Origin of the sequence: Desulfobacula sp. (genome assembly GCF_014237455.1) — a bacterium.
Taxonomy (GTDB): Bacteria; Desulfobacterota; Desulfobacteria; order Desulfobacterales; family Desulfobacteraceae; genus Desulfobacula.
This window is the reverse complement of the sequence record NZ_JABZFL010000102.1, coordinates 1-12,241: the sequence shown is the minus strand read 5'-3', so window position 1 is coordinate 12,241 and position 12,241 is coordinate 1. Positions and strand designations below refer to the sequence as shown.

The following is a 12,241-nucleotide window of genomic DNA, read 5'->3' as shown; positions in this document are numbered from 1 at the left end:
TTGCCCGTGTATAGACACCTTGACCGACACGGATAATAATATTTTTCTGAATCAATTTTCTCAATACGCGCAGTACCTGATCCCGGTCAGAAAAATCTGCAAAATCGGATGGTATAAATGTAGATACTTTAGCACGTTTAATACGATAATAAATTTTTCTTTCTAATGTTTTTTTGACCTTGGCAACCATAAGCAAACTCCATACAAATATACGACAGTTAAAATACAAATATACGACAATTAGACTAAAGTCAATATCTGATGTTTGAAAACGGGGTGAGAGTCCTGCCCATGAAAACGTTTTGTAAGGAACTTGGACTCTAATGTGCTCGAAGTTCTTTTTCGATACGCTCTGCTATGAAAATTTTCAAAAGAGATTGATATGGCACATCTTTTTTATTTGCCAAAAGTTTCAGCTCTTCCAGCATAGACTCAGGAAGGCGGAGGGATATTTTTTTTACCGAAGGCTTGAGATTTGAAAATGTGACCCTTTCTGCCTGATTCCAATTAATATATTCAGTTGAATCGTGAGTGGCCCAAAACTCCCTTTCTTCGTCTTCGCTTTTAAATTCAGGTATTCGCTTGCTCATTATTGTACACCTCTCTTTCTTTACGACTCATATCTCTTGCTGAAATGACACGAATAAGATCTTTTCTTACAGTAAATGCAATAAATAGAGATCTTTTCGAATCTGTTTTGCCAAGCGCATAAAATCTTTTCTCAGTCTTTGAGTGTGTTATGTCGTTTTGAACCACTAAGGGGCGGTTGAAAAAAATTTGCTCACACTCTGCAGAGCTGACTTTATGTTTCAGCCAGTTTTTATCAACATTCCCTTTATCCCAATCAAAGCCGAGACATTGATATGATATTTTCCTGTATATCCCATACATATATTATGTATATATTCATGCTATACATTTTGTCAAGTTATTATGGCCAAAACTGTTCTCGAATCCATAAAATTTGACAGCAAAACCATAGAAGATTTTTCCAGTTTAGATAGTTGACAATCTCTCTACATAAAGTTACTATAAACGTAACTTACTGTGGAGAGATTATAAAAATATGCAGACTATCAGGCAATTAGATCTTATTTTATCAGAACTTGCAGATAAAGAACATTTTATGTTTTCCCTGGGTGACCTGCGAGGGATTAATCCGGACCAGACAAAAGGGGCGTTCAGGGTACTTATAAGCCGTGCCGTTAAAAATGGTCTGCTCAAGCGTATCTGCCGGGGGCTTTATCTTTACCCAAAGGTCTCTTTTGAAACAGGTCTGGTTCTGTATCATGCGGCTGCACGGCTTCGGGCTCATGAATTTAATTATTTAAGCCTGGAGTCTGTGTTAAGCGATACAGGGGTGATATCTCAAATCCCCATGAACTGGATTACGCTTATGTCTTCCGGTCGCAGTAATATTATTGATTGCGGAGCATTTGGCCACATAGAGTTCATCCATACTAAAAATATACCTGCGGCTCTTGCCTGTGAGCTTACATATGATTTTCGCTGCCACTTATGGCGTGCATCAATCAAGCAGGCAGTTAAAGACATGAAACGAACCAGACGAAACACAGATTTAATTAACTGGGAAACTGCCAATGAATTTATTTGATCAACTGGTTTCACAGGCCATGAAAAACCATGGAGAACTGTCGCCATTAAAGATAGTTGTGGAAAAAGAACTTCTTCATCATGATATCTTACGTGAGATGAGCGAAGCAGGTTTATTGGAAAATCTTACCTTTATTGGCGGAACCTGTTTGCGCTCCTGCTATGGATCCAAACGTCTGAGTGAAGATTTAGACTTTACAGGCGGTCATAACTTCAAACGCACAATGTTGAATAACTTGAGTGATGTACTGATAAGCCGCTTATACAAAAAATATGGTCTGCATATCACTATCAGCAAACCGATAAAGGAAACCGGCAATGCAGATACCTGGAAACTAAAGATAACCACCAGGCCGGAACAGAAAAATCTGCCTCTTCAGAGGATCAATATTGATATTTGTGCGATCCCCAGTTATGACAGACGTCCTGTTCTCCTACGAAATCATTACAATGTTGATATGGGAACATCCGGTTTGATTGTCCTGGCACAAAGCAGGCAGGAAATACTGGCAGATAAATTTATTGCCCTGGCTTTACGGCCAAACAGAATAAAAAATCGGGATTTATGGGATATAAGCTGGCTTAAACAGCAAAATATTGACGTGCCGGTTGATCTGGTGGCAAAAAAAATAAAGGATCATAAATGTGATATTCAAAAATTTATTGCACTACTGGGCGATCGGCAAAAAGCTTTAGCAAACAAACCAGAGGCAAATTCAGACTTTACCTGGGAAATGAAACGTTTTCTGCCCCCGCAGATTATCTCCACAACAATTGAAAACAAGGCATTCTGGGAGTATTTAATTAATCTTGTACATACTGAATGTGACCATATAATCCATATTCTGACCAAGACATGAAAAAAAATTGAATAAAAAAATTGAAATTGTTCGGAAACGCAGCCTAAGTAATAGCAAATTCTTTGAACGAATAGAACAGGAAGCAATATATGTCTGATAAAGTTATTTTGTTGAGATGTAGTGGTTTTAATCATCATTGTGCGGTCCATGTTATTCTCCATTTCTCATATTCTGAAGGGCGAATGCGGTAACGGGCAATATTTCCATCATGCAGGCCCATCAATTCCGTTTCTATAACTTCAACAAGCCGATCTCGTTCCTTTAACTCAATCTTTTCGACTGCGCTTTGTTTTATGAAAGACACGGCCATTTTTTTATTCATAACACCCAGCACAACATTATTGACGATATTAAAAATAAGTGTGCGGTGGCGAAGCCGGAAAGGATCAGGCTCTCCAAGTGAACTGCGGACAGCTGAATAACGGGCGCAGGAACGCTCATATGCCCATATAAAAACATCCCTGAGCAGCTCAGTCCTGTTGAGTTCATACATCCCCATCAGTCCGTCAATATAGGCTTGCTCAGGCACATCAACAAACGAAAGGGGGCATAGATTCTCTCGAATAAGGGGAATATTTGCAGACAGGCGTGAGACCCGCTTGTTTACGTCTTCGAATGGCTGGAGATATGGCAAATGGATCATTGCAAAAAAAGCCTGTTCAAACGGGTTTTCAATTGCAGTCGCTTTTTCAAGCAGTTTTAAAAAAAACTCTTTTATCAACTGCGGCATTTCCAGGGGAATATAAACTGTCCCGCTTATCCCAACCGGAATGGCGCGCAACCTCCCGCACGCCCCTGGATCGGTCAGCAGGTTGTCCGATAAAAGCGCATGAAGATTGCAAATTGTATAGCTGTTGAATCCGACTTCCCTGGCCTGTCCCACTAACAGTTCGATAGCAGCCTTGTGGTTCAGAATCATTTGTGATTCTTTTGCCTGCTTTCCCTCGGCGACTTCACCAAATTCAAGCAGACGATCTGTTTCAAGCAATGAGTAGGTATTGCCCTCCAGACGACTTGAATTCCATGACAGGTCAATCAAAATACGATTAAATATCTGCCGTGCATATGTTCCGGCCGGCCGGCAATCATCCAGCGATTGTCCCATTTCATAAAGACGCTGCCGGATCTCATGAGAAAGGTAGAAGGTTGTATTGGGAATATAATCATCGATAAACTTTCTATTATACCCCACGGGCTGACGATTCTGAACCGGTTTGCGAACCGCCTGCTTAATTTGCTCTCCTTTCCGGGATACGGGGATATAGACCTCGGCATGAGATTCACCTTTAAGCGTGGGGAGTGTGGCATCTAATGATAGTCTTACTTTTTCAATGTATCTGCTGCCCCGGCCCCGGCCTTTCAGGATCAGCTTTTTCTGCGCTACAAGTTGCCCCAGACGGCGCTGAAGCGTCCGGCGGGATAACAATTTTTCCATGACAGTGCTGACATCTTTAACAGACGCGCCTTCAGGAAATTGACCGACTGCGCTCAGAACAGCATCTAACTCATTTTGCCGTATTTGCTTTGTCATGATAACAATATGGCACATTTTTCATAATTGCGCCACATAAAATAAATATTGTGGCGCAATACTTGATATTTGAAAAAATACCCTCCGTTCGGTGAAGATGTTTGACAATTGGAAAATTTAACTGTACGGTGAAACTTGATAATTTGTCCTGTTTTTTATCGTACGGTTAAGCTGAGGGTTAATATGAAAGAAAACATTGTATATCCATACCGTGTCCGTTTAGTTAAATACCTTGGGAAAGCCATTCAAAACACCCGAAAAAAGAAGATGATGAGGCAATCAGATCTGGCTGATATTACAGGCACAAGCGTGAAATTCATCAGTGATGTTGAAAGAGGAAAAGAGACAATACAGATGGACAAGGCTTTTGTATTACTTCATGCTTTAGGTCTAAAACTATATGTGACACCCGATTCGATAGAGACTGAAAAATGACAGATCGATTACAGGTTATATGGAATAAACGATTGGTCGGCACATTGGATCGTCACAAAAAAGGCAGGGTCGTATTTCAATATTCTCAAGATTGGATAAGGAATGAATCTGCACCTGTTTCTCTTTCACTTCCCTGCAGGAAAGAAAAATTTGCACCGGCTGCAAGTACTGCTTTTTTCGAAAATCTTCTTCCGGAAAGCAACACAAGGACAGTATTGGCCTTCCGTCACAGATTTGGCAAAAAGGACACCTATGCCTTTTTAGAAAATTTTGGAGAAGATTGTGCGGGAGCACTTTCTATCATCCCTGCTGATCAAGACCCTGATTTCACCCCTGGTCAATATGAAAATATTACCCAGGAGTTGATAGAGGCTCTTGATAAAATGCTGGTTGATCCGGGGAGATATAAATTATATCCGGAAATGAGACAAGCAAAACTATCTTTGGCCGGGGCACAGGACAAGTTGCCGGTTTATATTAAAAATACTCAGTTTTTTTTACCGAAGAATTCAGGCTCTGCAACTACACATATCATTAAACCCATTAATGCCGGTTTTAACGATATCCCGAGAAATGAAGCTTTTTGTATGGAATTGGCACAGCGATCAGGTTTTTCGATTCCACGTTCTAAAATCAAGAAAATCGGCGGACATGAGTTGTTTATAGTGGACCGATATGATCGACAGGAACTTAACAAGGAAATTGTTCGTATTCACCAGGAGGATTTTTGTCAAGCCATGGGATATCCGGCTGAACAAAAATATCAAGAGACTGGTGGCCCGGGATTTGCGGAATGTCGAGAATTAATTGATGAATACTTATCAAATAAAGGCGCAACGAACAGACTCCTCTTTATACGTATGATGATTTTTAATTATATTATTGGTAATCATGATGCTCATGGTAAAAATTTTTCTATTTTACATAGCAATGATTTTAAATTAGCTCCGTTCTATGACTTAGTCTCGACTCAGGTGTATCCTCTGGAAAATAAGTTTGCAATGGCGATCGGCCGAACTTTCAGGCTCGATCGGATTAAAAATCATTCTTTTGAAATCTTTGCCAGGGACATGAATGTCCGGAAAAAACTATTGATATCATTAACAAACGAAATGTGTGAGGCTGTAGGAAACGAAGTAAACGGTTTAATGGCAGATCATGAGAGAAGCTATGGTGAAGCCAGAATTTATGAAGATTTAAATAGAGTTATCCAATCAAACATTGTTCAGTTGAAAACTTTTTTCCGGTAACACTATTTTTATCTTTGGTATCATTCACAGAAAAGAAGTTTACAACCTCATCAAAAAACGCAGATAGAAAATAATGTGTTTTTTAACAGGAATTGTTAAGAGCATGACTATTCTGCAACGTTTTGCCGAATAGTCTTGACTTTTCCGCAAAGTGATGCAGAATAGACATATGGAAAGGCAGCAAAAACAACAAATTATTAATGACCTGAAAAAAAAGATGGTCTTTATCACCGGTCCGAGACAGGTTGGCAAAACCTGGCTTGCAAAAGATATTGCCCGGTTGTTTCCCGGAAGCGTATATTTAAATTATGACAGTGCCGGTGACCGCAGGATAATTAAAGATGAGGCCTGGCTGGAAAACACAACGCTGCTTGTTCTTGATGAACTCCATAAAATGAATGGATGGAAGAACTATCTTAAAGGTATTTATGATACCAAACCTGCTGATATGATGATTCTTGTTACCGGCAGCGCGCGGCTGGAAGCGTTCAGGCAGCAGGGAGATTCTTTAGCAGGTCGTTTTTTCAGGCATCGCCTGCTCCCTTTTTCACCTGCTGAAGCTGTCCATGTTAATGTCCCTGTGGACCCGGATTTTTTTCTAAGCCGGGGAGGATTTCCAGAACCTTTTCTAACGGACAGCAGTATTGATGCTGATCGCTGGAGGATGCAGTATGTGGACGGCCTGATTCGAACCGATATTCTTGATTTTGAGCGAATTCACGATTTCAAGGCGATCCAGTTAATCCTTGATTTGTTAAGATCAAGGACCGGTTCTCCGGTTTCCTATCAGTCTATTGCCGAAGATGTCAGTATTTCGCCCAATACCGTAAAAAAATATATCCAGATACTGGAATCATTGTTTATTATATTCAAAGTAACCCCATATTCCAGAAATATTGCCCGATCTGTTTTAAAAACACCGAAAATATATTTTTATGACACCGGCATGATAAAAGGTGATGAGGGTGCAGTTTTTGAAAACCTGGCAGCATTGTGCCTTTTGAAACATGTTTACGCACAGGTTGACCTTGAAGGAAAGCCAGCGTCTCTCCACTACATCAGGACCAAGGATGGCGCTGAAGTTGACTTTTGTCTGGTTCAGGACAATACCCCTGAATTGATGATTGAAGTCAAACGATCCGAGTCCCGACCGACCAGGGCATTGCTTAACTTCAACAAACGGTATGATATCCCGGCTGCTCAACTGGTACTGCATTTGAAACGAGAGAGAATGGACAACGGTGTCAGGATCTGCAAGGGCATGAAATATCTTGAGTCATTGTTATTGTAAGTTATATTGGGAATATTGCGGCTACGTCAAAATGAAACTTTTTTCATTATTGCGCCATATAAAACAAATATCATGGCGCAATCCCTGATATTTGGAAAGGAGATCGGGCTCAATTAGCTAGAAAACAAATGCCCTGTTTTGGAAAAAACTCTGTCAGCGGTGTCAAATCCATGTGTTATTTTTGGGGGCGACAATCACCAGCTTAGACGATTTGTTGATCAATACGCTTTTGATCAAGATATTTAAAATAATCGTTAAGCACACCTGCTAAATACCATGGCAAATTCAGTAAATTATAATTTTTCCCACCGACTGTTTTTACAATTTCAATAGAGACAGGGCTGCCACAAAATCTAACAGCCATGTTGTGGGGTGTACGATCCATAAATTGATGCAAAGAGCGAAGTTTCCCGGCCGCTCCTGATTTTACTTCAACGGGAATTAAAAATGTTTTATAGGGAAATACAAAGTCAACCTCTGCACTTGACTGACGCTTTTCTCTAACCCAGAAATTCAGCTTTGAAGACGGTTTCATGAACTCTGCGTACAGCATTATTCCCATTGTATGCTCAATAGATTTTCCAAAAGCAACGGATTCAAGGTTCTCCTCAATAAACAGTTCTTGTTGAAGGCCTGCCTGATAATGAAACATTCCACTGTCAAGAAGCTGTAGTTTGGGTGATTTTTTCAGGTTATCTATTGCGGGTAATGAGACTGCCGTAGTCGGATATATCAATTTCATCAACATTGCTTTTTCAAGTAAATTCAATGATTCATGAACGTCTTTTGAGGAATAAAGAGAGTTTCCAAAACCTTGAAATTTAATTCTATTTCCGGCAAACGGAAAAGCTGTTTTCAAGATATGTCTCACAACCCGAATAAATCCATTTGATGCATACTTTTCAACATCTTCAATAAATGATGAAATTAATCCTTCATAAATATTGTTAACCTCAACCATATCTCTATTCCCGGCATAGACAGAAACCGCTTCAGGCATTCCACCAACAAGCATATACTCTCGGAAAAGTTTTATCGTTGTGTCATGAGCGTAGTCCGGAAATGGAATTTGTGAAAACAAGTTGGCAATTTCATACTCTTTTAGTGCGTATAAAAACTCTTTGAAAGAACAGGGGTGAATCATTAAATATTCCACTCGTCCTACCGGAAAACTTATTTTGGTATTGATGACTGTTTCGAGCAAAGAGCCGGCTGCAATAACATAGACGTGAGGTATGAATTCATAAAAATATCTAAGTGTCGCCACAGCCTCTTTTGAGGCCTGTATCTCATCAATAAACAACAAAGTGTTTTTATCATTTACTGAAGTGGAATGAGCAAGAAAAATTGCAGAAATTCTTTCTTTGAAGGACAAACTCTCTTTAAAAAATCTCTTATGCTCTGCATCCTCCATATTTAAAAAAATCCTGTTTTGAAACTGTTTTGAAAAAATTTCTACCACAGTCGTTTTTCCAACTTGACGAGCGCCTCTGAGAATCAAAGGTTTTCTATTCTTACTCTCTTTCCATGTTATCAAATACTTCAAAGCTGTTCGCTCAATCATTTTGAATCTTTAATCCTGTTGCAAGGGTAAATTATAGTGTTTTACAACCAATTGTCAGGGCAAATTATATCAATTTTCCTCCAATTGTAAAGGGAAATTTACGCTCCACAAATGGTCTTAGATGAATAAAAATACCATATACTTTCATTTTGTGAAAGTATATGGTATTTTATAGAACATGAACACCTTAACAAATAAGATCATTGAGCAGGGACTTGCAAATAGGATACTTAAAGTTTCTCAACTGAAACGGCTGGTAGGTGGAAGTGCACAGCGCCGTCACAGTCTGGTTAACCGTGCGATTAAAACCGGGGAATTATCTCGATTTCAACGCGGGTTGTATATGCTCAATGAGCGATTTCGGGATTATCAGTGCCACCCGTTTGTTCTGGCACAAGCCATTGCGCCTGGCAGTTATATTTCTTTTGAGACAGCATTGGCATACCACGGCTGGATTCCCGAGGCGGTTTTTACAACAGCAAGTGTGGTGCCCGGCCGGAAATCCCGCCAATTTGAGCAGGAAAAAATGGGAATTTTAAATTTTCAACCCCTTGCAGTTCAACGAGAGTATTTTCTGGAATTGGTGAGCCGGCATCAGGTAAACGGTCAAACCATGCTGGTGGCAAAACCATGCAGGGCATTAATGGATCTGGTTTGTTTGAGAAAATTATCCTGGGAAGGAAGGGACTGGCTTTTAGAAGGACTGCGAATTGATCCGGAATCATTAGCTGCCATTACTGCTAATGACATTAAAATTTTAAAATTGATTTACAAACATAAACGGGTAAATTCATATTTATCGTGTCTTAGCAGGGAATTAGACATTGATTGAGCTGATTCAGGAAAAATTAACTGCCTATAACGCAGCCAATAATTTGGAAGAAAATCATGCAGTTAAAGAAATTCTTCAGGATATTGCCCTGTATAGTTTGTGGCGAGCTGGTTTTTTTGAGGTGGCAGCATTCCAAGGCGGCACCAGTCTGAGGATTTTACATGGAATGAAACGATTTTCAGAAGACCTTGATTTTATATTGAAAATACCTGATCCTGAATTTAACTGGCCTGTATATCTTCAGGGTATGCGTGGCCATTTTGAAGAATTCGGACTTAAATCACAAGTATTAGATAAAAGCAGGATGGATCAACGGGTAAAAAAAGCCCTGATCAAAGACAGTTCAATCTGCAACCAGCTTAATCTGTCATTTTTCAGAGGCAACCCGAGACAAATGCAAAAAATTAAATTAGAGATTGATGTAGACCCTCCTGATAGTTCTGGTTTTGAATATAGTTATCTGGATTTCCCTCTGGATTTTGAAATCTGCCATCAGGATTTAAGCAGCAATTTCGCGTTAAAAATTCATGCACTGCTTTGCAGGCCCTATCTGAAGGGTAGAGACTGGTATGACTTTAGCTGGTACGTAAAAAAGGGTGTTCAGGCAAACCTTGCCCATTTACAAGCAGCTTTGTTTCAGTGGGGGCCATGGGGACAACAAAAAATTAATTTTAATATAGAATGGCTGAAACGAGAGTTGACTCGAAAAGCCGTTCATATTGATTGGCCGGCTGCAGCAGATGATGTCCGGCTATTTCTCAGACCGTTAGAGCAGCATAGTCTGAGTTTATGGAATAAAAATTTTTTTTCTCATAAAATAGAAAAACTCATAATAACAAAAGCCTGAAATGGTCTTAGAGTGCACTTTTCAGGGCCAAAAAGGGGCTTTTAAGCTTTCTGGAGTGGGGTCGGATTGAATCCATGCTCTTGAAGGACTATCCTGTTGGCCATAAGAAAGAAGGCAATAGAGCATATTCCCCGTTGTTTCTGTTTAAATGCCTGTTACTCCAAAACTTGACATGGTGTGTCATCACTGTTACACTTAAACTTAATTTTATTTAAAGGAGAAGCGTATGCCGTCTCAAAATCCACGTATAAATGTAGTCCTGAATAATTTACTTTACCAGGATGTTCGACTTCTGGCAGAAAAGGACAATGTCTCATTGTCCGCTAAAGTCAGGGATTTGATCAAAGAGGCTTTGGAAATTCAAGAGGATATCGCCCTTTCTGGATTTGCCAAAAAAAGGGAAGAATCATGGGATAACTCAAAAGCCCTGAGTCATGACGATGTATGGTCTTAAAATTCAAATACCACCCGGATGTTAAACTATCCGACCTGCCTAAAATTGATGCTAAAAACAAAGGCATGATCAAAAGAGCCATTGAAGATCGGCTGGCCACGCAACCTGAAACCTATGGAAAACCATTGCGGAAAACCCTCAGAGGATACTGGAAGTTGAGAGTCGGAGATTACCGTATTGTTTTCAAGGTTTCTGGTAACACTATTTTTATCTTTGGTATAATTCACAGAAAAGAAGTTTACAAACTCATCAAAAAACGCAGATAAAAGATGAAGAAATCTATTTTCATTATTGCGCCATGTAACGCCATGTAAAATAAATATTGTGGCGCAATCTGATTTTCACATCGGACTTAATTCCGAAAAAGTCTTGACTATTTCGGAATTAAATCCGATATAGACGATATGAAACGATACTTGGAAAAATATATTCAGGAAGATCTGGATAAAAAAATAATCCTGCTGACCGGGCCACGCCAGACAGGAAAGACAACGCTGTCCAAAATGTTAAATCCTGATTATGATTACTTCAACTTTGATAATCCGGACGACAGGTTGGGCTTGCAGGAAAGATCCTGGGACAGATCAAAAAAGATTGTTATCTTTGATGAACTTCATAAGTTAAAGAACTGGAAATCATGGTTAAAAGGAGTTTATGATACGGAAGGCATTCCGCCCTCAATTCTTGTTACCGGCAGCGCCAAACTCGACACTTACAGAAAGGTTGGCGATTCTTTGGCGGGAAGATTTTTCCAGTTTAGATTGCATCCCCTGGATTTAAAAGAAATTAACAATTTTTTAAACCCTGATAACCTTGAAGCGGAATTAGACAAACTTTTAATTTCCGGCGGTTTTCCTGAACCATTTTTAAACGGGACAACCCGATTTTACAATCGTTGGAAAAAATCACACCTGGATATTATTTTAAAGCAGGACATAATTGATCTTGAGAATGTCCAGCAAATCATCCAGATTGAAACACTGATTCAATTATTAAAACACCGTGTGGGAAGCCCGATATCCTATGCCTCTTTATCGCAGGATTTACAATGCTCTGATAAAACTGTAAAAAGATGGCTCACGATACTTGAAAATATGTATATAATTTTTAAAGTTCCCCCTTTTCATAAAAATATTGCCAGGGCAATTCAAAAAGCGCCTAAATTCTATTTTTATGATACCGGGCAGGTCATGGGTGATCAGGGTATTAAACTGGAGAACACTGTTGCATGTGCCATTCAAAAGGAAATACATTTTCGGGAAGATTGTTTTGGAGAAACAAAAAAGCTGTTTTACCTGAAAAACAAGGATAAAAAAGAGATTGATTTTTGTACCACATCCGATGATGATCCAGTACTAATGGTGGAAGTTAAATGGAAAGACAATAACTTGAGTTCAAATTTTGAAGTGTTCAGAAAATTTTTCCACAGTTAAAAATGGTTCAGGTTGTCAAAGAATTAAAAAAGGAAAAAACATTTCCAAATGGTGCTGAAATCCGAACAGCCCATAACTGGCTCTCAACATTAACGCTGCCTTGAACTTTTTTGCAATTCCTGGAATCTTT

15 protein-coding genes are annotated in these 12,241 nt (G+C 39.4%); 10 read left to right on the top strand and 5 right to left on the bottom strand.

All coding sequences use genetic code 11. The features are described 5' to 3' along the window. The 3 genes from HGJ91_RS15355 to HGJ91_RS16560 all read right to left on the bottom strand — a co-directional run. Positions 1-190 (bottom strand): DUF6088 family protein (locus tag HGJ91_RS15355; protein WP_291348728.1); only part of this gene is annotated, 190 nt, incomplete at its 3' end. Positions 191-320: 130 nt separating this feature from the next. Beyond that, a complete protein-coding gene (locus HGJ91_RS15350) occupies positions 321-590 on the bottom strand; it encodes a BrnA antitoxin family protein (RefSeq protein WP_291348727.1) in 270 nt (89 codons plus the stop codon). Then, positions 571-891 carry a BrnT family toxin gene (locus HGJ91_RS16560; RefSeq protein WP_367142617.1) on the bottom strand — a complete coding sequence of 107 codons (321 nt, stop codon included), beginning with the start codon at positions 889-891 and terminating at the stop codon, positions 571-573. Before HGJ91_RS16560 ends, HGJ91_RS15350 begins: the two co-directional genes overlap by 20 nt. Positions 892-1,066: 175 nt before the next feature. Here HGJ91_RS16560 and HGJ91_RS15345 point away from each other — a divergent pair, with 175 nt between their 5' ends. Then, positions 1,067-1,615: a type IV toxin-antitoxin system AbiEi family antitoxin domain-containing protein gene (locus tag HGJ91_RS15345; RefSeq protein ID WP_291348726.1), complete on the top strand. Its 549-nt coding sequence runs from the start codon at positions 1,067-1,069 to the stop codon at positions 1,613-1,615. Beyond that, entirely contained in the window at positions 1,602-2,474 is an 873-nt protein-coding gene (locus HGJ91_RS15340; RefSeq protein WP_291348725.1) for a nucleotidyl transferase AbiEii/AbiGii toxin family protein, read from the top strand. Before HGJ91_RS15345 ends, HGJ91_RS15340 begins: the two co-directional genes overlap by 14 nt. Before the next feature lie 133 nt (positions 2,475-2,607). Here HGJ91_RS15340 and HGJ91_RS15335 read toward each other — a convergent pair whose 3' ends face one another. Continuing rightward, positions 2,608-4,005 (bottom strand): Fic family protein, encoded by a 1,398-nt coding sequence (locus HGJ91_RS15335; RefSeq protein WP_291348724.1) that lies wholly within the window; start codon positions 4,003-4,005, stop codon positions 2,608-2,610. 183 nt (positions 4,006-4,188) lie between these two features. On the opposite strand from HGJ91_RS15335, the gene HGJ91_RS15330 reads away from it, so the two are divergent. The 3 genes from HGJ91_RS15330 to HGJ91_RS15320 all read left to right on the top strand — a co-directional run bounded on the left by HGJ91_RS15330 (position 4,189) and on the right by HGJ91_RS15320 (position 6,981). Then, positions 4,189-4,440: a helix-turn-helix domain-containing protein gene (locus HGJ91_RS15330; protein ID WP_291348723.1), complete on the top strand. Its 252-nt coding sequence runs from the start codon at positions 4,189-4,191 to the stop codon at positions 4,438-4,440. Further along, positions 4,437-5,690: a type II toxin-antitoxin system HipA family toxin gene (locus HGJ91_RS15325; RefSeq protein ID WP_291348722.1), complete on the top strand. Its 1,254-nt coding sequence runs from the start codon at positions 4,437-4,439 to the stop codon at positions 5,688-5,690. Before HGJ91_RS15330 ends, HGJ91_RS15325 begins: the two co-directional genes overlap by 4 nt. A gap of 169 nt (positions 5,691-5,859) precedes the next feature. Then, the gene (locus tag HGJ91_RS15320) at positions 5,860-6,981 is read left to right on the top strand and encodes an ATP-binding protein (RefSeq protein WP_291348721.1); all 1,122 of its coding nucleotides are present in this window, start codon (positions 5,860-5,862) and stop codon (positions 6,979-6,981) included. 202 nt (positions 6,982-7,183) lie between these two features. Here the strand turns inward: HGJ91_RS15320 and HGJ91_RS15315 are convergent, their stop codons facing one another. Continuing rightward, complete coding sequence (locus HGJ91_RS15315) at positions 7,184-8,545, bottom strand: AAA family ATPase (RefSeq protein ID WP_291348720.1); 1,362 nt, start codon at positions 8,543-8,545, stop codon at positions 7,184-7,186. Between the two features lie 178 nt (positions 8,546-8,723). Between HGJ91_RS15315 and HGJ91_RS15310 the strand changes: the two genes are divergently transcribed. The 5 genes from HGJ91_RS15310 to HGJ91_RS15290 all read left to right on the top strand — a co-directional run bounded on the left by HGJ91_RS15310 (position 8,724) and on the right by HGJ91_RS15290 (position 12,111). Next, positions 8,724-9,377 (top strand): hypothetical protein, encoded by a 654-nt coding sequence (locus HGJ91_RS15310; protein ID WP_291348719.1) that lies wholly within the window; start codon positions 8,724-8,726, stop codon positions 9,375-9,377. Further along, positions 9,370-10,224 carry a nucleotidyl transferase AbiEii/AbiGii toxin family protein gene (locus HGJ91_RS15305; RefSeq protein WP_291348718.1) on the top strand — a complete coding sequence of 285 codons (855 nt, stop codon included), beginning with the start codon at positions 9,370-9,372 and terminating at the stop codon, positions 10,222-10,224. The genes HGJ91_RS15310 and HGJ91_RS15305 overlap by 8 nt, the downstream gene beginning before the upstream one ends. A gap of 226 nt (positions 10,225-10,450) precedes the next feature. Continuing rightward, complete coding sequence (locus HGJ91_RS15300; RefSeq protein ID WP_291348717.1) at positions 10,451-10,678, top strand: antitoxin, RHH family protein; 228 nt, start codon at positions 10,451-10,453, stop codon at positions 10,676-10,678. Then, positions 10,669-10,944 (top strand): type II toxin-antitoxin system RelE/ParE family toxin, encoded by a 276-nt coding sequence (locus HGJ91_RS15295; protein WP_291348716.1) that lies wholly within the window; start codon positions 10,669-10,671, stop codon positions 10,942-10,944. The genes HGJ91_RS15300 and HGJ91_RS15295 overlap by 10 nt, the downstream gene beginning before the upstream one ends. A 138-nt stretch (positions 10,945-11,082) precedes the next feature. Then, entirely contained in the window at positions 11,083-12,111 is a 1,029-nt protein-coding gene (locus HGJ91_RS15290; protein ID WP_291348715.1) for an ATP-binding protein, read from the top strand. Positions 12,112-12,241: the final 130 nt, after the last annotated feature.